Annotated in this window: 15 protein-coding genes and 1 CRISPR repeat array; of the genes, 11 read left to right on the top strand and 4 right to left on the bottom strand. The window is 67.8% G+C overall.

Annotated elements, in window-relative coordinates:
* Positions 1-25: 25 nt before the first annotated feature.
* Positions 26-2,200, bottom strand: a complete 2,175-nt coding sequence (locus C8E87_RS24695; protein WP_133875285.1) for an FG-GAP repeat domain-containing protein — start codon at positions 2,198-2,200, stop codon at positions 26-28.
* Between the two features lie 90 nt (positions 2,201-2,290).
* The gene (locus tag C8E87_RS24690; RefSeq protein WP_133875284.1) at positions 2,291-2,695 is read right to left on the bottom strand and encodes a hypothetical protein; all 405 of its coding nucleotides are present in this window, start codon (positions 2,693-2,695) and stop codon (positions 2,291-2,293) included.
* Positions 2,696-2,787: 92 nt separating this feature from the next.
* Here C8E87_RS24690 and C8E87_RS24685 point away from each other — a divergent pair, with 92 nt between their 5' ends.
* Positions 2,788-3,537 (top strand): AfsR/SARP family transcriptional regulator, encoded by a 750-nt coding sequence (locus C8E87_RS24685; RefSeq protein ID WP_203720531.1) that lies wholly within the window; start codon positions 2,788-2,790, stop codon positions 3,535-3,537.
* A 456-nt stretch (positions 3,538-3,993) separates the two neighbouring features.
* Here the strand turns inward: C8E87_RS24685 and C8E87_RS24680 are convergent, their stop codons facing one another.
* A complete protein-coding gene (locus tag C8E87_RS24680; RefSeq protein ID WP_133875283.1) occupies positions 3,994-6,054 on the bottom strand; it encodes an HsdM family class I SAM-dependent methyltransferase in 2,061 nt (686 codons plus the stop codon).
* A 437-nt stretch (positions 6,055-6,491) separates the two neighbouring features.
* Between C8E87_RS24680 and C8E87_RS24675 the strand changes: the two genes are divergently transcribed.
* A complete protein-coding gene (locus C8E87_RS24675) occupies positions 6,492-7,094 on the top strand; it encodes a hypothetical protein (protein WP_133875282.1) in 603 nt (200 codons plus the stop codon).
* On the opposite strand, the gene C8E87_RS24670 is transcribed toward C8E87_RS24675, so the two are convergent.
* Positions 7,072-8,343, bottom strand: a complete 1,272-nt coding sequence (locus C8E87_RS24670; protein ID WP_239080040.1) for a serine/threonine-protein kinase — start codon at positions 8,341-8,343, stop codon at positions 7,072-7,074. The genes C8E87_RS24675 and C8E87_RS24670 overlap by 23 nt on opposite strands.
* A gap of 209 nt (positions 8,344-8,552) precedes the next feature.
* On the opposite strand from C8E87_RS24670, the gene C8E87_RS24665 reads away from it, so the two are divergent.
* Genes C8E87_RS24665 through cas2e form a run of 9 tightly spaced genes read left to right on the top strand, consistent with a single transcriptional unit; the run spans position 8,553 to position 19,717 of the window.
* On the top strand, positions 8,553-10,655 hold the full coding sequence (locus C8E87_RS24665; RefSeq protein WP_133875281.1) for a UvrD-helicase domain-containing protein: 2,103 nt from the start codon (positions 8,553-8,555) through the stop codon (positions 10,653-10,655).
* A 5-nt stretch (positions 10,656-10,660) separates the two neighbouring features.
* On the top strand, positions 10,661-13,510 hold the full coding sequence (gene cas3 / locus C8E87_RS24660) for a CRISPR-associated helicase Cas3' (RefSeq protein WP_133875280.1): 2,850 nt from the start codon (positions 10,661-10,663) through the stop codon (positions 13,508-13,510).
* Positions 13,511-13,546: 36 nt separating this feature from the next.
* A complete protein-coding gene (gene casA / locus C8E87_RS24655) occupies positions 13,547-15,202 on the top strand; it encodes a type I-E CRISPR-associated protein Cse1/CasA (protein ID WP_133875279.1) in 1,656 nt (551 codons plus the stop codon).
* Complete coding sequence (gene casB, locus C8E87_RS24650; RefSeq protein WP_203720532.1) at positions 15,199-15,864, top strand: type I-E CRISPR-associated protein Cse2/CasB; 666 nt, start codon at positions 15,199-15,201, stop codon at positions 15,862-15,864. The genes casA and casB overlap by 4 nt, the downstream gene beginning before the upstream one ends.
* The gene (gene cas7e, locus C8E87_RS24645) at positions 15,861-16,985 is read left to right on the top strand and encodes a type I-E CRISPR-associated protein Cas7/Cse4/CasC (protein ID WP_133875277.1); all 1,125 of its coding nucleotides are present in this window, start codon (positions 15,861-15,863) and stop codon (positions 16,983-16,985) included. Before casB ends, cas7e begins: the two co-directional genes overlap by 4 nt.
* On the top strand, positions 16,982-17,683 hold the full coding sequence (gene cas5e / locus C8E87_RS24640) for a type I-E CRISPR-associated protein Cas5/CasD (protein ID WP_133875276.1): 702 nt from the start codon (positions 16,982-16,984) through the stop codon (positions 17,681-17,683). Before cas7e ends, cas5e begins: the two co-directional genes overlap by 4 nt.
* Before the next feature lie 2 nt (positions 17,684-17,685).
* Complete coding sequence (gene cas6e / locus C8E87_RS24635; protein WP_133875275.1) at positions 17,686-18,369, top strand: type I-E CRISPR-associated protein Cas6/Cse3/CasE; 684 nt, start codon at positions 17,686-17,688, stop codon at positions 18,367-18,369.
* On the top strand, positions 18,366-19,319 hold the full coding sequence (gene cas1e / locus C8E87_RS24630) for a type I-E CRISPR-associated endonuclease Cas1e (protein ID WP_133875274.1): 954 nt from the start codon (positions 18,366-18,368) through the stop codon (positions 19,317-19,319). Before cas6e ends, cas1e begins: the two co-directional genes overlap by 4 nt.
* On the top strand, positions 19,319-19,717 hold the full coding sequence (gene cas2e / locus C8E87_RS24625; RefSeq protein WP_133875273.1) for a type I-E CRISPR-associated endoribonuclease Cas2e: 399 nt from the start codon (positions 19,319-19,321) through the stop codon (positions 19,715-19,717). The genes cas1e and cas2e overlap by 1 nt, the downstream gene beginning before the upstream one ends.
* 25 nt (positions 19,718-19,742) lie before the next feature.
* Positions 19,743-20,807: a CRISPR direct-repeat array (repeat unit 28 nt; unit sequence CTGTTCCCCGCGCACGCGGGGGTGCTCC).
* Positions 20,808-20,883 lie beyond the last annotated feature (76 nt).

Here is a 20,883-nt window from a genome sequence, read left to right as displayed (position 1 = left end):
GCCCGCCTCCCTGTGGTGGTGCTGGTCAGGAGCGGGCCAGCCAGACGCCGGCCTCGCCGCAGCCCACGATGTCGGCCTTGCCGTCGCCGGTGCAGTCGACGACGAAGCGCGGGTGTTTCTCGACGCGCCAGCCGCCGGCTGTGTAGCCGAAGTTCGTCACCACGAGCCCGGGAGGCTCGAACTTGCCGCCGCCCAGGGAACGGGAGACCCACACCCCGGCCTCGCCGAAGCCGACGATGTCGAGGCGGCCGTCGCCGGTGGTGTCGGCCAGGAAGCGCGGGTGCTTCTCGACCCGCCAGCCACCGGCCGTGTAGCCGAAGTTGGCGACCACCAGTTCGGGCGGCGAGTAGGAGCCGTCCGGCTGGGCCAGCGACACCCACACCCCGGCCTCGCCGAAGCCCAGGATGTCGGCTCGGCCGTCCCCGGTCAGGTCGGCGACGAAGCGCGGGTGCTTCTCGACCCGCCAGCCACCGGCCGTGTAGCCGAAGTTGTTGACGACCAGCTGCGGGGCGGTGTACGAGCCGTCCGCCTGCGCACGCGAGATCCAGACGCCGGCGTCGCCGAACCCGACGATGTCGGCCCGCCCGTCGCCGGTGGTGTCCACGACGAAGCGCGGGTGTTTCTCGACCCGCCAGCCACCGGCGTCGTAAGCGAAGTTGCCGACGACCATGCGCAACGCGTCGTAGGACCCGTTGGCCTGAGCGCGGGAGATCCACACCCCGGCGTCGCCGAACCCGACGATGTCGGCGCGGCCGTCGCCGGTGGTGTCGGCCAGGAAGCGCGGGTGCTTCTCGACCCGCCAGCCACCGGCCGTGTAACCGAAGTTGTCGACGACCTTGCGCAACGCGTCGAAGGTGCCGTTGGGCTGCGCGCGGGAGACCCAGACGCCGCCGTCGCCGAACCCGACGATGTCGGCGCGGCCGTCGCCGGTCGTGTCGGCCAGGAACCGTGGGTGCTTCTCGACCCGCCAGCCACCGGCCGTGTAACCGAAGTTGTTGACCCGCAGCACCGGCGCCTCGAACCCGCCGGTGGCCAGCGCACGCGAGACCCACACCCCGGCTTCGCCGAACCCGACCATGTCGGCCCGTTTGTCGCCGGTGGTGTCGGCCATCAGGCGCGGGTGCTTCTCGGTCCGCCAGTTGCCGGCCGAGTAGCCGAAGTTGCGGATCACCAGTTGCGGCGACCAGCCCAGGTGGCTCGGGGTGTATTCGCAGAGCGCGAAGTCGTTGCCCTTCATGAGGCAGGACACTCCGCCGCCGGCCGCGCACGTCTCGCAGTTGCCGTTGGCCACACCGAACCGGCCCCACGCGCCGCCGCAGGTGCAGTTGCTGTTGGCGTACTCGTCCGGGCAGCCGAAGATGTGGCCGGTCTCGTGCGCGAAGACGCGGTCGATGTTGTCCGGGCCCCAGCCGTCGTTGTTGTAGTCCATGACCAGCCGCGGGCCGCCGATGGACGCGTACGCGAACCAGCTCAACGGATATTTGGTGAAGAACGCGCAGTACGTCCACCGGGTGTTGAGCCGGGTGCGATTGCTTTCCACGTACGCGCCGACACCGCTCCAGTTCCCCGGGAAGCCCAGGGCCCGCATTGCCGGGTCGCGGAAACGCGCCTCCAGGTCGGCCGCGTTGGGGTCGGCCGCCACGTTCAGTGTCACGTTCCTGATGTCGTACGAGAAAGTGATGTTCGCGAGCGGGTTCTGGGCGGCGTAGAAACCCAGCCCGTTCTGCACCTCGGCCACAACCTTGGTGGCTTCGGCGGTGCTGAACTTCAGCGCCGGTGTCGGGCCCTGCACGATGATGATGCCGACCGCCACCGAGCCCTCGAGGAACGAGCTCGTCGGGGCCGGCGCCTGCGCGCCGGGTGCGAGCGCGCTCGCCGCGAACGGCGGGGTGGGCACCACTGTGGTGCAGTCCGGCATGTCCCAGGCCTCGCCCGCACGGGACCGGTTCGCCTTCTCGTCGCGATACTCCTGCGACTCGCGCAGATCAAGGGCGGCCAGGCCGAGGCGTTCGGCTTCGTTGAGGTCGTCGGGCGGCGGCTCGCTCTCCACGGCGAGCGGGGTGCCGCTCCGGCCGGCCAGGATGCCCAGGCGCCCGTACCGGTGAATGATGCGTTGTTCCTGATCGCCGGCGGTCCGTGCCTCGGCCGCACCGGTCCGGCTCCAGACTGCCCGCTCGTTGAACTCCAGGTCACCTGCCATCGCGCTCCCCCTCAGTGCACGCGGGGCCGATCGGATTCGCCCCGATCGCCAGTGAGCCACGCGGGCCGTGACGGGGATGTGGCTATATCGTCAAACGTCTTTGTCAGGCAGCGGGCCGGGCGAGCCGGAACCAGGCGACGCGCCGGGCGATTCGAGACCGGACGACTCGCCGGGCGGGCCGGAGGCGCGCGGCGGGTCGGGTGGACGAAAGCCGGGCGCGTCCCACGAGAGCCCGTCACCGATCCGCTGTTTCGGATGCTGCCTGTCCCGCCACGCGGCGACGAAGAGCCGCGCCGGCGGGTCGAGCCCGAGCAGCACTTCCGGCGGCACAGCGCCCGTGTACCAGCGTGTGCCCGGCACGTCCGGAGCTTCCCCGTCGAGCCGCGCCAGCGCCACCCACGGCGACAGCTCCTGCGTCACGGTGGCCGAGCGCCGCCACGCCTCGATCGCCTGGTCATAACCCGCCGGATCCTGCACGACCACGAGGACTTCCATCGGCCCATTTTCCCCGTACGGGGTCACCGGCGGACCGTCGATTTGCCGACAGGCTCGCAGACACGGGCCGGGCGCGGTGAAAGGCTGACCCGGTGGGTGCTGTGGTTCTCGAGCTGCTGGGCGGGTTCGCCCTGACGGCCGGCGACCGGGTCGTCCCGGTCTTCCCGACCGGCCAGCGCCTGCTCGCCTACCTCGCCCTGCAGAGCCGTCCCGTCCACCGCACACACGTCGCCGACCTGCTCTGGCCGGACGCCACACCGGCCCGGTCCGGCGCGAACCTGCGGACGGCGATCTGCCGCACCCAGCACCTGCAACCCGGGCTGATCGACGCCGACGGCCGGCACCTGCGGCTCGCCGCCGAGGTGCGGGTCGACGTCCGCGCGGGGCACCAGCTCGCCGACCGGCTGCTCGAGTTCTGCCCCGACGATCCGGCCTTGCTGCACGCCGACGTCCGCGACGTCCTGGCCGAGGACCTGCTGCCGGACTGGGAGGACGAGGAGTGGCTGGTCGTGCCGCGCGAGCAGTTCCGCCAGCTCCGCCTGCACGCGTTGGAGGCGCTCGTCGACCGCTTGATCTCCTGCGGGCGTACGGGGGAAGCCGTTGCCGCCGGACTCACAGCGGTCGCCGCCGAGCCCCTACGCGAGTCCGCCCACCGCGCGGTGATCCGGGCCCATCTGGCCGCCGGCAACCGATGGGCGGCGGCCCGGCAGTACGAGCGATGCCGTTGCCTGTTCCGCGACGACCTCGGGCTCAGCCCCTCCCCCGAACTGCTTGAGCTCTCCCGTTCCCCGGGCGGCGCCTTGTCGCCGTTCGAGTGGCTGACCGTCACAGGCACGCCCTGACGGCAGCGGTGCGAGCCGGCCCGTGGCATCACGTCGAGCGACCCGCATGTTCTGCCTGAGACGCTCCTCGGCACTCCGCAGCGATGCCTGCGAAAGCCCTGGGCGAGGCTCGCCAGCAACGTTCCTTCCCGGGTCTCGAACACCGATACAGCGGGTGGTCTGCAGCTCACAGGCCTGCGTTCCTGTGCGGAGAAAGCGGCGCGACGACCCATGGGAGGCAGGCCGGAGTACAATCGAGGCCCAGCACGAGTGAACAAGAAATGGCTTCCTGATCATCAAACCCACAGCTCAAGAAGCCGCTCCCCGCGCAGGCGGGGGTGATCCGCGGTAGCCGCGCGCTTCGGCGAGCATGTCGCCCTGTTCCCCGCGCAGGCGGGGGTGATCCCGGGATGACGTTGGCTTCCTGGCCGTACAGGAACTGCTCCCTGTGTAAGCGGGGTGATCCAGGGCGTGAGTTCAGCGCTGGGGTTTACCGGTTAGTGAACCGCGTGCGAGTCCGTCGCTGATCTCGGTGGTGAGGGCTTCGCCGGTTGTGGCTACTTCGCGAAGTGCTGCCCGGAACTCGGCGAGTTGGCGGAACGTTCGGCCGTATTCGCGCTGTTGATCGAGGGGGAGGACGGGGATGGTGAACCGTTTGACGTCGATGCGACGGGCACCGCTGCCGGCACTGGACGACCGCCCGGCGAATCCCGCATTTTCGGTGCGGGACAGCACACCAGCCATGAACCACGGGTCAAATTGTTCTCTGTCGATGCGCACGAGTTGGTGGCCCGGTTCGAGTTCCTGGCCGATCTGTTCGGGTGTGGCTACCGAAGCGACGACTACGTGACCCGTGGTGGGGACTACAATGTCTCCACCACGAATGATGGGCGCGGCGCCGGCTTGACCGGACACCGGTGTCGTGCTGGAAGGTCCGGCCTCTCGTAGTGACCGGTTTCGTGTACCGGTTCGTTGCTGCACCACGATCCCACCCGATCGGATCAAGTCAGCGACGGTGGCCTGGGGAGCGAGAGCCAGGGTGGTCGATTTCGCTGCTTGGAGGGCCGGTAAGCGCCCCCGGGTCTGTTCGAGCAACTTCTCGAAAGCCTTTACCTTCGCGAGTGTCTGCGCTGGGTCGCCGACCGGCCGGCCGGTCTGCGACACGTATTTCCAAGGTGTCAGGTCGACCTGACCTTCGAGAACCTGCAGTGCGGGAACAATGCGATGGCCGTCGGATTCTTTGGCGTCTTGGCCGGACAGGTAGTCGTTCCAGGCCTCGATGACTGGTCCCGTCAGGGGGTCGTTCGGCGACGACGCGGTGGCGTCGACGAACAGCAGGCGATCGCTGATCTCCTGCTGCGGATCCGGCTGCGTGAGCACCCAGATGTGGAGACTGATGCCGGCGGGGGGCATCGAGCCGGGAGGCAGGGCGACGACCGCCCGCAGTGTGCCGGTGCGCACGAGTTCGGCACGGATGCGCCGACCTGCCGGCCGCAGCGCGGCTGCTGGCGGCATCAGCACGGCTGCGGTGCCGCCGATGCGTAGGTGCGCCAGAGCGTGCTGCACCCAAGCAAGTTCCGGTTCCGTACGGGGTGGCAGGCCGTGGACCCAACGCGGGTCGTAGGCAAGCTGGTCATGGCCCCAGTCGTGGATACCGAACGGGAAGTTCGCCACAACGACGTCGGCCTTCAAATGGGGGAAGCCGTCGGCCAGCAGGCTGTCCCCGATATGCACGGCCGGTGGATCCATCGACTGCCCGGAGTCCCGGGCGCGCTGATAGACGAAGGACAGACGCAGCAAGGCGATCAGCGCGTACTGCGGTTTGATCTCCTGACCGCAGCAGCGGATTGAGACACCGTCACGTATGGCCTGATCGGCAGCCAGCCGAAGGATCGAACCGGTGCCACACGTGAAGTCGAAGGTGACCGCACCCGGGCCGGCAAGCGCCAGCATCAGCCCGGCGACGCGGTCGGGGGTGTTGGCGAGGCCTGACAACGACTGGGCAGAAGTGACGTACTGGTTGTGCAGGTATTCGAAGATGTCCTCGGGTTTCTGCTCCCGGCTGAGCTCGTGGACTGCCTGAAGCAGCGTGGCAAGCTGCGAGGTCCAACGCTCAGGCAGGACCACCCCGACTTGCTTGGCCAGATCGCGATCGAGGGCGCGGAGGCGGGCGAGCACTTGCTTCGCGGTCAGCAGGGTGTCCCGCCGCTCGTCTGGCGGGTTGCTGCTTACGAGCAGGTAGGCGCCGCAGGCGACGAGGGCGTCTTCGAGCTGGACCGCTGGTCGATAGTTCTCGATGTACCGCCAGACGAGCTGTTCGGGGCTGGCCTGGTGGAGCTTGCCCTGCCTGCGGAGCCATTGCTCGATCGCTTCCGCATCGAACTGCGGGTTACCGGGCGTTCCACCCACCGGCGACGGGAAGTCGGCGTAGCGGCGGCGCCAGTTGCTCACCGCCGGCCTTCCGACGTCGGCCAGCCGCGCGATGCCGCTGGCGGTCAGGGTGGGGCCGTCGGCGGTCGGACCTCGCAGTTCTGTCACGCGTGAACGCTAGCATAAACGTCTAGACTGTGAGTTGAGTTCACAAGTACAGTGCTGACCGAATGGTTCACAGGCCGCCACTTGGAGGTTGCGATGGGCAGGCGCGGACACAGTACGACGATCGGGAAGTTCGCCAAGATCCACCATGATCGTCGCGTTTCGGAGATTCGCCGGCTGGGGTTGGCGCTACGGGCGCAGCAGGAAGCGGCAGAAAGGCCGGGAGCCAACACCTCATCGGACACTCCTCGCCCCTGACTACCTGCTTCGGAACAACGACCTGAGGAGGACCATGAACACGATTGCCTTCATCCGCATCGACGGCAGCGCAACCTTCTGCGACCACGACGAAACAATCACTGCGTGCGGTCTCGTACCTGGCGAACGGCGCGCGACGATGGGGCTGCCTTGACTGGGTTTCCCCCGATCACTACGCCCGTGTGCGCCTCGACCCGACGCTCGGGGCAGCCATCGCAGCGGCGTATGTGAAGGCGCCGGTACGGGATCCACGGGCCGACGACGCCTACGCTGCCCTCCGGCGAGAGACCATCAGGCAGTACGAGTACCTGGTGGGTCGCCGCGAATTCGGCGGGCTCGGTGTGAAGGTCCGGATCACGAGCATTGACCCGTACGCCGATGCCGCCGCCATGGTCGAGGACATCGCGCACCGCGAGCTCAAGGTTTTCGCCACTTCTGACACCGGTAACCCACATCCGTACCTCAGTGACGCTGAGAACGACATGTTCCGGGCGGTCCACGACGCTTTCGGTCACGCCGCGATCGGCCGGGGCTTCGACGGTCATGGCGAGGAGGCGGCCTGGCTGAAGCACAGCGGCATGTATTCGCCGCTGGCTCGGCGCGCACTGACGACGGAGACACGAGGGCAGAGTTGCACCATGATCTTCCACCTGAACGGCAGGCGGTTCGCGGAGCAGAAGGCGGTTCTGCTGCCGCCGGTATTCAGTGATCCCCGGACGGTGCGGCTTGCCGGCCGCCCATCCGGCCGGCAAGCCCAGCGGGCTATTCGGATCCGGTCTCGCTGATCCGTGCGATCTCCTGCTGCACGGCCGAGACGGACGAATGCTCGGGGTCGACGAGGCATGTCAGGTCGTTCAGCAACGACCGGAGCTGACGCAGGGCTCGCCCGTTCTCGCCGAGCTCGCTGAGCAGGCGAATGGCCCGAAGGTGGTACTCGACGGCTGTCGGGGCGTCGGCGCCATGCTCGAAGGCTTGATGCTCAGCGAGCCGCCGCCACTGCTGGACTGCGGCTCGAAGGTTCCCGGCGGCAGCCAGCGACTCGGCCTGCTCTTCGCCCCTCTTCCTGGAGAGTCCTGGGTCCATATCCAGTTGTGGTGTGTTGTCCTGGGCCCGAGTTCCAGCAGGAACATGCACCTGGCCGACGACGGCCGCATAGGCCCTGACGGCGTCGGGTTGACTGTTGACGACCCTGGGAATCGGCGGCAGATCCCCAATGAAGGGGATCAGCTCCGAGTACACCTCGGCTGCACTGGCGGGACGGTGCTCCGGGTTGCGGGCCATCAGCCTGTGAACCAGGCCGTCAATAGGGGCCGGGATGTCCGTACGGAGTGTCGCCGGGCGGGGCGGTGAGGCTCGCAATTGGCGCTGCACGGTGCTTGTCGTGGTGGATCCGTCGAAGGGCGCGCGCCCGGCGAGGAGGTCGAAGAGGGTGGCTCCGAGCCCGTAGAGGTCGGTGCGATGATCGGTGGGGTTGCCCTCAACCTGTTCCGGGGCCATGTAGCCGAGGGTGCCGAGACTGTCACCGCTCTGGGTGATTCTGGAGTAGCGGTCGTCTCCGTATATCGCCGCCAACCCGAAGTCGAGCACCTTCACGGCTCCGCTGGTCTCCAGCATGGCGTTGCTCGGTTTGATGTCGCGGTGAATCAGGCCGATCTGCCGTGCCGCAATCAGGACACTGCTGACCTGTGCACCGATGGCGGCCACCCAGGCGATCGGCAGAGGGTGGTACTCCGCGATCAGGTCGGACAGGGCTATCCCCCGGATTCGCTGCATGACCAGATAGAAGCGGCCGTCGTGCTGGCCGAAGTCGTAAACGGCGGGCACACCTGGGTGGACAAGCCGCGCGGTCAGCAGCGCCTCACGCTGGAACCGTTTCGCCAGGTCGACATCCATCGTGGATGCCGGGACAGCCTTAACGATCACCGGGCGGTTGAGCACGGTGTCATGCGCGGGCCACACCTCGGCCATTCCGTGGTGGGCCAGGGGAAAACGGTCTAGCCGGTATCGGCCCTTTAGGCGAATGCCTGCCTCCACGAGCCTGACCTTAACAGCCTACGGGCGAACAGCCGTGCCAATTCTTGGAAATACCGTTCACAACTTGCGGACGGGTTGGCCACCGTGCCAGGGTGAGGTCCACAGCCGACGGTGACAGCTTGCCGAACGGTTTGTGAGAACCAGGCTGGCTTTGCGGTCGCTTGTTATGGCGTGCTGGTCGGCTGAGTGGACCGAACAGGGGAGTGAGTATGGCCGAGTTGGCCATCGACCGCGGGTTCCTACCCGCGTACGCCAAACTGCAGCGGCCGGTGCAACATGCGGTCCTGACCGCGATCGACAAGTTCTCCGCGCACACTCATGCCGGTATTCACCTCGAGAAACTGAGCGGCGCAAGGGATCCCCACGTTCGCACGATCCGCATCGACCAGTTCTACCGTGGCGTCGTCCTCGCCCTCGGCGCAGAGCGTTACGCGTTGCTCAACGTGCTGCCGCACGACGACGCCAACACGTTCGCGACGAGACGGCGGTTCACCGTCAACCAGGTGCTCGGCGTCCTGGAGGTACGGGATCAGGCCGGCCTCGACGAGTTCACTGCATCCACCGAGCCGTCGCCGACGACCGGACTGTTCGACGACGTCTCGGCGGCCAACTTCGAACGGCTCGGCATCGACAAGGAACTTGTGCCGCTGCTTCGGCGGATCAGCACGGACAAGGAGCTGGAGGGCCTGAGCACCCTGCTCCCCCAGGTCCAGTACGACGTCCTGACCGGCTTGGCCAGCGGCATGTCCGTCCCGGAAGTGTGGGAAGAGATGGCCGAACGGATCGTTGACGACGTGAACCCCGACGACCTGCTCACCGCCGCTCAGCGCACTCCCGACCGGATCGCCTTCGTCTCCGGCCCGGTCGAACTGGCCGCCATTCTCGCCCACCCCTTCGACGTGTGGCGTACCTTCCTGCACTCTGCCCAGCGCGACGTCGCCTACCGCGTGACCTACACCGGGCCCGCCTTGATCACTGGCAGCGCGGGCACCGGCAAGACCGTCACCGGCCTGCACCGGGCCGTGTTCCTCGCCCGACGGCTACCCGACGACGAGTCGAAGGTGCTACTGACCACCTACACGCGTTCCCTTGCCGACGCCCTGGGCAAGCAACTGCGTCTGCTGAGCTCCGATCCTGCGGTCCTGCGGCGCATCGAGGTCGTCGGCGTCGACAAACTCGCGCACCAGATCGTCGCGCAGCGCCGGAAGAGGATCACCGTCGCGACCGACTCGATCGTGGAACCGCTCTGGGAAGAGGCCGCCCGCACCGCTCCCTCGCAGGTGAATCGTGCCGGTGTAGTCAGCCGGGTCAGCCCCGCCTTCCTCAAACGCGAGTGGGAGCAGGTGATTCTGGCTCAGCAGCTGACCACGGCAGAGGCCTACCGCGACACTCCACGAAAGGGCCGAGGCGCAGGTCTGCGTGCGGCGCAACGTGACCAGGTTTGGGCCGCCATCTCCGGCGTGGTGGACAAACTGGCCTCGATGCGCATGCAAACCCACACCCAACTCGCTGACGAGGCTGCTGCCCTCGCCGCAGGCGCACCGGCCCCCTACCGGCACATCGTCGTGGATGAGGGACAGGATCTTCACCCTGCGCAGTGGCGGCTGTTGCGTGCGCTCGTGCCCGCCGGGAACAACGACATGTTCCTGCTCGCCGACCCCCACCAGCGCATCTATGACAGCCAGGTGTCGCTTGCCCGCCTCGGAATTCCCGTACGCGGCCGAACCCGTCGGCTGACGGTGAACTACCGCACCACCCACGAAATCCTCGACCTGTCGGTGAAGGTTCTGGACCCCCATGCAGTAGTCGGCCTCGACGACGCTCCGGACTCCCTGACCGGTTACCGATCGATCACCCGGGGCAGCAGGCCGGAGCTGAGCACCCACCGCGATCAGAACGACGAACTCGAGAGTCTCATCGAACGAGTCGGAACATGGTTGGATCAGGGCGTCGAGCCGCATGCGATCGGCGTCGCCGCCCGTACGGGAAAGCTTGTCAAGGCCATCAGGACAACCCTCGCCGGCGCGTACATCCCGGTTGCCGACGACAACCAGGGCACCGACGGCGTACGGGTCACCACCATGCACGGAATGAAGGGGCTCGAGTTTCGATGCCTCGCCGTGGTGGGGCTGGACGCAGGGGCTCTTCCGGCGGCCAACGCCGTAACCTCGGCGGCCGACGACCCACTCGCCTACCGGCAGGACTTGCAGCGGGAACGCTGCCTCCTGTTCGTGGCACTCACCAGGGCCCGTGACGTGCTCTATCTGTCGCACAGCGGCAAGCCGACCAACCTGCTGCCGGCGCTGACGTGAGCACCATGGGACAAGGCGCAGCGGGACTGAGCTCAGCTGCCCGCTCGGCGTGGGGAAAGACCGACCGTACGGGCCTGTCGGCGGTCGGCTGGCTACCGCTGTGGCGGCACCTCGCGGACTCGGCCGACGTTGCCGGTCGCTTATGGGAACACTGGCTCAGCCCCGCCGTAAGGCGCCGCATCGCAGGCGAATTGCCAGGCGGCGACAGCGACGGCCGTACGCTCGCGGCCTGGCTCGCCGGCGTGCACGACATCGGCAAAGCGACACCGGCGTTCGCCGTGCAGGCATCCTTCCGCGACCACACCGCCGGATTGGTGAACCGGATGCGCGACCAGGGGCTCGGCTACGACCGGGAGGAGGTTTGCACCGAGCGAAAACGGGCTCGCCACGACGCTGCTGGGCATATCGTGCTCGCCGAATGGCTGCGGCAGCAGGGCTGGGCCGACCCGCACACGTACGCGGTGGTCGTCGGCGGCCACCACGGCACACCACCCACCGACGAGCAGCTGGACGGCATCCTGCTTCGGAGATACCTGCTCGGGGACGAGGCCTGGCAACAGGTTCAGAGCGAGCTGCTCGCCTGGATGACTGCCCGGTCCGGCGCTCGTGAACGGCTGCCGGACTGGGCAGGCACCCCGCTGTCGCAGCCTGCCCAGGCGGCCCTCACCGGACTGGTCATCGTCGCCGACTGGATCGCCAGCAACGAGAAGTTCTTCCCGTACGTGCTCGACGCTTCCGACGAAGATCGGCTCCGATTCGGCTGGGAGGAAGTCGACCTTCCCGTCCCGTGGCTGCCGGCCCAGCCCCTACCGACCGACCCGGCCGAGTTGTTCGCCACCCGTTTCGCCCTGCCCTCCGGTGCAGTGCCGCGCCCGGTGCAGCAAACCGTGGTGGAACTGGCCACCAGAATGCCGGTGCCCGGCATGCTCATCGTCGAGGCAGCGATGGGTGAGGGGAAGACCGAGGCGGCTCTTGCGGCGGTGGAGATCCTTGCCCGGCGCACCGGGGCCTCAGGATGTTTCCTCGCGTTACCGACCCGGGCCACCAGCGACGCCATGTTCCTCCGGATGCTGTCCTGGCTCCGTCGGCTACCAGACGCCCGGATCGGACGAGGAGCACGCGACGTGCGGCTCGCCCATGGCAAGGCGGCGCTCAACGCCGAGTACGACCGGCTGCGTTTCAGCTCACTGCCGAGCGCTGTCGGGCAGGACGTCGGCGGTGCCGAGATCGGGGTTCATACCTGGCTGGCCGGGTCGAAACGGTCCCTGCTGTCCAGCTTTGTGGTCGGCACCATCGATCAACTGCTTCTCGCCGCCCTGCGGGGCAAACACCTGGTTCTCCGTCATCTCGGCCTTGCCGGAAAAGTCGTCGTCATCGACGAAGCACACGCCTACGACGTCTACATGGGCCGATTCCTGGACCGCGCCCTGGAGTGGCTTGCCGCGTACGGCGTGCCGGTTGTTGTGCTCTCGGCGACCCTGCCGGCGCAGAGGCGCGCGGAACTGCTGGCGGCTTACGACAACGGACGGCTCGGTTCGCCACCGCCGCTCACGTGGCGCGACCGCCACAAGCCCAAGGTCGATCCGTACGAGGCAGTACGTGCCGACAGGCGCTATCCGTTGATCACCACGTCGGCCGCGGGTCGCGGCGGCGTCACGGCCAGTTGCACCGACTCCGGTCGCAGCAGCGAGGTCCGGCTCTGCCGTCTCGACGACGATCCGGAGACACTGGCTGCCCTCCTGCGCGAGACGTTGCGCCACGGCGGATGTGCCCTGGTCATCCGCAACACCGTCGCCCGGGTCCAAGAGACGGCGGAGCACCTACGCGCGGCGCTCGACGCGGACACGCCCATATCGGTCGCGCATTCGCGCTTCATGGCCGTGGATCGCGCCGCGAAGGACCGATGGCTCAGCGACACTTTCGGACCACCGGGCAACGGGCGGCGGCCGTACCGGCACGTCGTGGTGGCCAGCCAGGTCGCCGAGCAGTCCCTCGACATCGACTTCGACCTGCTCGTCACCGACCTCGCACCCGTCGACCTGGTGCTGCAACGGATCGGCCGGTTGCATCGCCACCCACGTAACGACCGACCGGCAGGGCTGAGCACACCCACCTGTTGGCTCGCGGGCGCCGATTGGACCCAGGAGCCGCCCGAGCCAGTTACCGGGTCGCGACGGGTCTACCAGCCCGCCATGCTGCTGCGCAGCGCCGCCGTGTTGCTGCCGCACCTGGACGGCGTGCCACTTCGGCTGCCGGCCGACATCGCGACCCTCACCCAGGCCGCATACGGCCCGACCGAAGTGGGACCGGAGGCGTGGCAGACGGCGCTCGGCGAGGCCGAGGCGAGACAGCGGGAGGCCTTCACCGCAAAGGAACTGAAGGCAGACGGCTTCCGGCTGGCCGGCGTCGCCGACGCCGGAACACCGCTGATCGGCTGGCTTTCGGGGAGCGTCGGCGACGCGGACGAACAGACGGCGAGAGGGCACGTTCGTGACACCGACGGGGAGACGCTCGAGGTCCTCTTGCTCGTCCGCACCCCCGAAGGTCTGATGATTCCACCATGGATCGACGCGGGTGGGGCACTCGTGCCCACCGCCGGTGAACCCGACCGACGGCTGGCCCGGCAGGTCGCCCGCTGCACCTTGCCCCTCCCCCGGTCAATGACAGCCGCCGACGTCATCGACGGCGTCATCGATGAGCTGGAGGGCCGGGTCGATCTCAGCGCCTGGCAGGACAGCCCGTGGCTCTCCGGCGAGCTGGTCCTGGACATCGACAGGGACGGCCACGCGCGAGTCGGCACTTTCAACCTCCATTACGACTCTCACGAGGGCCTCCGGGCCACGCGAGACAGCTGATGCGGGCTACCCGGAGAACAGGACGGAGGCAGCAGATTGGCTGCTCGGAGTAATTCTCAAGGCTTCACTTTGATCGATGATGCGTGGATCCCGGTATTGGACCTTGAAGGCCGCCATCGGGAGGTGTCGCTACGCGGGCTGTTCGAACAGGCCGATGAGATTCGGATGATCGCGTGCGAGTTGCCGACGCAGACGTTCGCGATCCTGCGGCTGGCGCTGGCAGTCCTGCATCGCAGCGCGGACGGCCCCCCGAGCGAGGCGTCCTGGCGGGCCCTCTGGCGAGGTCGGCGGTTGCCGTTGAGCGACCTGGCCGACTACCTCGACGAGTTCCGTGACCGGTTCGATCTGCTGCATCCGCGGCACCCGTTCTACCAGGTGGCCGGCCTGCGGGCCGAGAAAGACAACGCGTACGGGCTGGAACGGCTCATCGCTGACGTGCCCAACGGCATGCCGTTCCTGACCAGCCGCGCCGGACCCGGCATGGAATCGATTCCTCCTGCCGAGGCGGCACGGTGGCTGGTGCACTGCCAGGCCTACGACCCGGCCGGCATCAAGACCGGGGCGCTCGGTGACCCGCGGGTGAAAAAGGGCAAGGGTTACTCGATCGGTGTCGGTGCTCTCGGCAACCTCGGCGGTGTGTATCTGGACGGCGCCACGCTGCTCGAGACACTTCTGCTCAACCTCGTGCCGATCGGCCCGCTCCGGCAACCAGCCGACGAGCGTGACGTACCCGTCTGGGAACGCGAGCCGCAAAGCGCCGCTGAGGAACCCGGCGCTACCCGCGGTCCGTACGGGCTTCTCAGCCTCTACACCTGGCAGTCCCGCCGCATCAGGCTCTTCGGCGATGCCGGCGGCATCACCGGTGCAATGATCGCCATCGGCGATCGGCTGGACCGGCAAGACCGCCAGTTGCTCGAACCGATGAGCGTCTGGGGACGAAGCGCTCCGCGGGAACGTGAACAGAAACGGGTTCCGATCTATCTGCCGCGACCACACGACCACACCAGGGCACTGTGGCGGGGGTTGCAGACCCTGCTGCCCCCGCCCGTGCCCGCCGCCAGCGAACCGCCCCAGAGACTGTCGGCGACGGTGCTGCAATGGCTCGCGCGACTCACCCGCGACGGCGTGGTGAGCCGGGACTTCCAGGTACGGCCGCACGCCGTGAGCGTCGCTTACGGAACCCAGCAAGCGGTCATCGACGAGGTCTTCTCCGACTCACTGACCATGAACGTGCTGTTGCTGGTTGAGGACTCGGCACTGCGCGCCACAGCCATCGATGCGACCGGTGATGCCGAGTCCGCGGTCCGTGCCTTGCGGGGTCTCGCCACCAACCTCGTCCGTGCCGCAGGCGGCCCCGACGACAACGGCGCCGCTGACCGGGCTGCCGAGCGGGCTTACGCCGTACTGGATCAGGTTTTCCGCAACTGGCTGGCCGGCCTCGGCCCCGACAGCGACCCGACAGCCGAACGTGCCGATTGGCAGCAACGAGTGTGGCGGGCCGTAGACCTCATCGGTCGCGAACTCGTGGAGGCAGCCGGCCCGGTGGCTTGGGTCGGCCGGACCAAGCTCGACCGCAACGGCCGGGAGATCCACTACTCCAGCTACCAGGCGGAGACATGGTTCCGGCGCGACCTGGCCAAGGCTCTACCGATGACGATCACTACCGATCAGAAGCAGGAGATGCCAGCATGACGACAGCTGAAGCGCATGCCCCAGCACGCAGAACGTGGGTGAGGAAGCGCCGCACTGAGGTCGGCGACCACGTCGCGCGTACGGTCGGCCGCCTGCAGGCCCTGTATCTGCGGGACAACCCGCTGCCACAGGCCGTGAGCGCCTTGGCCCGCCTCCGCCGCGCGATCGGTCGTGATCCCGGCTTCGATTACACCCTCGAGGATTACCTGTACGTACCTGACGAACTCCTCAATACGCGACAGCTTGAGTCCGCCACGGACGTGGAGTACGCCGTTCACGACGCGGTGAGCTTGTATGCCCTGCATCAGCAGTCACGGGCGGAGAAGATGCACGTCGATGGCAGCGGCCTCGGTCGGGCCATGGCGGAGCTCGTCCGGGCATCGTCCGGGCCGGACGGCGTACGGCGCCGCTTCTCCGCACTCGGCACCGCCAGCACCTACCAGGAGAGCATCCACCACCTGCGCGGACTGATCACCATGCTGCGCGGCCACCAGATCCCACTCGACTACGGCCTGCTCGCCGAGGACCTTCGCACCCTGCGCCTTCCCGGCGGCCGTCAACGGGTGCAAGCCGTCTGGGGACGTGAGTTCTTCCGCAGCCGACCACACGCCACGACCGACTCCGACAACTCGATCGAAACCTCAGAGGGGACCTCGGCATGAACCGCGCCATCATTGACGTCTACGCCCTGCAGACCGTTCCGCCGAGCAACGTCAACCGCGACGACACAGGCTCACCCAAGACTGCCGTCTACGGCGGTGTCCGGCGAGCCAGGGTGTCGAGTCAGGCATGGAAGCGGGCCATGCGATTGGCTTTCAAGGATTTGCTCGACCGCTCTCAGCTCGGCGAACGGACGAAGCGGGTCGGCGAGTCCCTGGCGGAACGCATCAAAGCCCTCGACCCGACTCTCACCCAGGAACAGGCCTCCAGCCTGGCCACAGAGGTGTTTGTCGCCGGCGGCCTTGTCAAGGCCGACAAGAAAAAGCCCGAGGCGGCCAACGTCGAGTCCGGCTACCTGCTGTTCCTCAGCCACCGGCAACTGGACAACCTGGCAGCCGCGGCGCTGGAAGCCGCACGCAACGGCAGCCCGTTGGACAAGAACAAATTCAAGGCCCTCGTGAAGAGCGACCACTCAGTGGACATCGCCATGTTCGGCCGGATGGTCGCCGACATGACCGACATCAATGTCGACGCGGCCTGTCAGGTGGCTCACGCCATCAGCGTGCACGGGGTGGACAACGAGTTCGACTACTTCACCGCGGTCGACGACCGGAAGCAAGACGTCGCCGAGAGCGGCGCGGGGATGATCGGCACCATCGAGTTCAACTCCTCCACCCTTTTCCGGTACGCAACGGTCGACGTGAACGCCCTGCACGAAACTCTGGGTTCAGCGGCAGCCACCCAAGCCGCGGTCAAGGCGTTTCTGACCGCCTTCGCCCGCAGCATGCCCACCGGCAAACAGAACACCTTCGCCCACCGGACGCTGCCTGACGCGATCATCGTGCGAATGCGCGACACACAGCCGATCAACCTGGTCGGCGCCTTCGAGACACCCATCCGTGAGACCGAGGAATCCGGGCGGATAAAGCTGGCCGCAGCTGCCCTCGCCGAACACACCGCGGCGGTCGAGAACGCTTACGGCGAACAGCCGGTGGCAAGCTGGGTCACCCGGGTCGGTGACCAGACCTCAGCGCTGGCGGATCTCGGCAAGGCTGTCACTCTCGACGAGCTGGTCAACGAGGTAGGAGAGCGGATCAGCCTGACGCTCGGACAACCGGCATGACAGTTCTGCTGCTCAAACTCGCCGGCCCGCTGCAGGCCTGGGGCTCGTCCAGCCGTTTTGCCCGGCGCGGGACCGAAATCGCGCCCACCAAGAGCGGTGTCATCGGCATGCTCGCCGCAGCGAAAGGCATTCGGCGTACCGAGCCACTCACCGACCTTCTCGGCCTGGAATTCGGGGTCCGGCTTGACCAGCCGGGCCAGATCCTTCGCGACTTCCAGACCGCCCGCTCCCTCGACGGGCGGCACAGCGCCCCGCTGACCTACCGCTTCTACCTTTCCGATGCGATTTTCCTCGCCGCTGTCCAGGGTGACGCAGCTCTGATCCACGACTTGGCCGGGGCTCTGAAACGGCCCTGCTATCCGCTCTATCTCGGCCGGCGTTCCTGCCCACCGGCCGGTCCGGTCAGCCTGGGTGTAGAAGACATTGGCCTCGACGACGCCTTGAAGACTTGGCCCTGGCAGGCCACAGACCGATACCGCCGCGGCGCTCCTCGCATCGTCCAGCTTGAAGTGATCCGCGATGCCAGGCCGGGCGACCAGGATACCGAGACTCATCCCGACGAGCCGGTCAGTTTCGACCCCGCCCACCGGCAGCACACGTGGCGCTCGGTGCTACGCCGCCACGTCCCCGTCACGAACGACCTCGCGGAGTCGTCCGGCGTCATCGACCACGATCCGCTGAGCCTGCTGGGAGGCTGACCATGTTCCTCACCCGGTTCCAGATCAACCCGGCCCGTCGCGGAGCCCGGAAACTCCTGTCCTCCCCGCAGGCAATGCACGCGGCGGTCCGGGCCGCCTTCCCCGCGTCCGATGACTACGAGCGGCCGGGCAGCCGGACCCTGTGGCGCCTCGACACACCGGCCACCGCGACGGTTTACCTCTACATAACCAGCCCCGGCCGTCCGGACCTTACCCACCTGGTCGAACAGGCCGGCTGGCCGACGACCGCAACCTGGGACACCCGTGAGTACGACCCGCTGCTCGGCACGTTGCAGCCCGGCCAACGCTGGGCTTTTCGGCTCACGGCCAACCCGGCCCACAGCGGGCGAAAAACGGCTGAGGCGAAAGAAACTCAGCGCTTCGGCTACGTCCGGGAAAGCGAACAAGAGCAATGGCTGCTTCGTCGCGCTACCCGGCTCGGGTTCGCCGTGGCAACGCAGCGGGACGGCCGGCCGAACCTGCGTCTGCACCATCGGAGAACCCTGAGTTTCAGCCGCGGGGCATACCCGGTCACGCTGACCACGGTGACGTACGACGGCATCCTCGAGGTGACGGATGGCGAGGCCTTCCGTGCGACCCTGACCGGCGGCATAGGGCACGCCAAAGCCTACGGCTGCGGTTTGCTCACCCTCGCGGCGGCTGAGGGCGCAACGGCCGGACGATGAAGCCGCCAGGCGTGCCACCGGCCGAACTCGCCGACCTCACCCGAGCCGAGGACCGCATCAGCTTCCTCTACCTCGAACGCAGCGTCATCCACCGTGACAGCAACGCGATCACCGCTACCGATGACCGCGGCGTCATACACATCCCGGCCGCCACCATCAGTGTGCTACTGCTCGGGCCCGGCACCAGCATCACCCACCAAGCGATCATGTTGCTGGCCGACCACGGCGGGACTGCCGTGTGGGTAGGCGAACGCGGCGTGCGCTACTACGCCCACGGACGTTCTCTGGCGGCCTCCAGCCGGTTGCTGGTCGCCCAGGCCGCCGCGGTCAGCCACCGCAACAAGCGGCTGGCCGTGGCCCGCACCATGTACGCGATGCGTTTTCCCGGCGAAGACACCGGAAACCTCTCGATGCAACAACTACGAGGCAAAGAGGGCGCTCGAGTACGGCGCATCTACCGCGAGAACGCCAAGCGAACCGGTGTGACGTGGAACCAACGAGAATACGACAAGGCCGACTTCGCCGGCGGCGACCCGATCAACCAGGCGCTGTCAGCCGCGCACACCTGCTTGTACGGGATCGTGCACGCCGTCATCGTGACGCTCGGAGCCGCACCCGGTCTCGGCTTCATCCACACCGGTCACGAGCGAGCGTTCGTCTACGACATCGCGGACCTGTACAAAGCCGAGATCACCATTCCGATCGCCTTCGACCTGGTTGCGGAAGGCTCCACCGACATCAGCGCCGACACACGTCGCCGAGTGCGTGATCGCGTACACGACGGGGCCTTGCTGGAACGATGCGTCAGGGACATTCGCATGCTCCTGCTCAAGCCCGAGCTCGGCGGCCCCGTCGAGGAAGACGAGGACGCCGTCCGGCTCTGGGACGACGAAGGCCTTGAGGTCGCCGCCGGTCGCAACTACGCCGACACCGGTGACGTGGACTTCTGATGATCGTCATCGTCCTCACGTCTTGCCCGCCTGGCCTTCGTGGCCACCTGACACAGTGGCTGCTCGAAATCTCCGCCGGCGTGTACGTCGGACACGTCAACACCCGCATTCGTGACCGCCTATGGGCCCGGGTAGTCGACATGGCCGGCCCTGGCCGGGCGCTTCTCGTGTATCAGAAGCACAGTGAGCAAAGGCTCTCTTTCGCCGTGCACGACCACCATTGGGAGCCAGTCGACTTGGACGGCGTGATGCTGATCCGTCGGCCTGGGGAATCGCCTTTCAACCCGGCCTTGCCTTCCGGCTGGAGCAAAGCGGCCAAACGTCGCAGATTCGGACGCCGCGGCACCGAGACAAGAACCCACTCCAGCAACCCGACTGAACAAAAACCAGACAGTTGATCTTCAGGATCCCAGTTCATCAAGCCTGTTCCCCGCGCACGCGGGGGTGCTCCCTGCTCGAACGACCCGCTGTAGCCCTTGCGGAGCTGTTCCCCGCGCACGCGGGGGTGCTCCGTTTTGCTCCATCTGCACAACCCCCCGCGGGTCCTGTTCCCCGCGCACGCGGGGGTGCTCCGCAGTCGCAGTGGGACATGGTCGACGCGATGGCCTGTTCCCCGCGCACGCGGGGGTGCTCCCGCTGAGGATGTGCACGGTCGGGGCCGCGCCGCCTGTTCCCCGCGCACGCGGGGGTGCTCCCGCCGCCGTCTGCGCCAGGGTGTCCGCGTTCGCCTGTTCCCCGCGCACGCGGGGGTGCTCCCACGCCGGTGCGGTTGCTGGCGCGGGTCCCGAGCTGTTCCCCGCGCACGCGGGGGTGCTCCCTGCTTGACGTGCTGCGGGTCGACGTCCACGTACTGTTCCCCGCGCACGCGGGGGTGCTCCGGAGGCCACCGTGCCGCTCACCGCCAGCATCAACTGTTCCCCGCGCACGCGGGGGTGCTCCCTGGGCGGCGGGGGCGCGCTGCGCCTCGGTCATCTGTTCCCCGCGCACGCGGGGGTGCTCCGGTCAGCCATGAGCAAACCGGCCACACCCGGCCCTGTTCCCCGCGCACGCGGGGGTGCTCCGACGGCGAGACGCCGAAGGGCGCCGTCGCGGGACTGTTCCCCGCGCACGCGGGGGTGCTCCCAGTCCGCCAGCAACCGGCGGAAGAAGGGTAACCTGTTCCCCGCGCACGCGGGGGTGCTCCTCGGGCACGGCGGCCGCCTTCCGTCGGGGTGCACTGTTCCCCGCGCACGCGGGGGTGCTCCCTCGATCACAGGCGGAGGGCTGAGGTCATGAGCGCTGTTCCCCGCGCACGCGGGGGTGCTCCCTGGGCGAACACCAACGCTGCTGCGACCCGCTCCTGTTCCCCGCGCACGCGGGGGTGCTCCTGACAACTGGCACTTCATGCCCCGGAGCGTCTTCTGTTCCCGCGCACGCGGGGGTGCTCCCGGGTGGGCCGTGTTCTCTTGCACCTGCCAGGTCTGCTCCCCGCACACGCGGGGGTGCTCCGCCGGAAGTCAGTGTCGACGGCGGCTGAAAACTGGTTCTGGTTCTGGCCCTCATCTCGTGATCGCAACTGACCCCA

This window comes from Paractinoplanes brasiliensis (genome assembly GCF_004362215.1).
GTDB lineage: Bacteria > Actinomycetota > Actinomycetes > Mycobacteriales > Micromonosporaceae > Actinoplanes > Actinoplanes brasiliensis.
The sequence above is the reverse complement of the archived record's forward strand: the minus strand, read 5'-3'. Positions and strand labels throughout refer to the sequence as shown.

Bases quoted from the DNA above. Each gene is read 5' to 3' on its own strand.
- C8E87_RS24695 (WP_133875285.1), bottom strand. From the start codon at position 2,200: ATGGCAGGTGACCTGGAGTTCAACGAGCGGGCAGTCTGGAGCCGGACC.
- C8E87_RS24690 (WP_133875284.1), bottom strand. From the start codon at position 2,695: ATGGAAGTCCTCGTGGTCGTGCAGGATCCGGCGGGTTATGACCAGGCG.
- C8E87_RS24665 (WP_133875281.1), top strand. From the start codon at position 8,553: ATGGCCGAGTTGGCCATCGACCGCGGGTTCCTACCCGCGTACGCCAAA.
- cas3 (WP_133875280.1), top strand. From the start codon at position 10,661: ATGGGACAAGGCGCAGCGGGACTGAGCTCAGCTGCCCGCTCGGCGTGG.
- casB (WP_203720532.1), top strand. From the start codon at position 15,199: ATGACGACAGCTGAAGCGCATGCCCCAGCACGCAGAACGTGGGTGAGG.
- cas7e (WP_133875277.1), top strand. From the start codon at position 15,861: ATGAACCGCGCCATCATTGACGTCTACGCCCTGCAGACCGTTCCGCCG.
- cas5e (WP_133875276.1), top strand. From the start codon at position 16,982: ATGACAGTTCTGCTGCTCAAACTCGCCGGCCCGCTGCAGGCCTGGGGC.
- cas6e (WP_133875275.1), top strand. From the start codon at position 17,686: ATGTTCCTCACCCGGTTCCAGATCAACCCGGCCCGTCGCGGAGCCCGG.
- cas1e (WP_133875274.1), top strand. From the start codon at position 18,366: ATGAAGCCGCCAGGCGTGCCACCGGCCGAACTCGCCGACCTCACCCGA.
- cas2e (WP_133875273.1), top strand. From the start codon at position 19,319: ATGATCGTCATCGTCCTCACGTCTTGCCCGCCTGGCCTTCGTGGCCAC.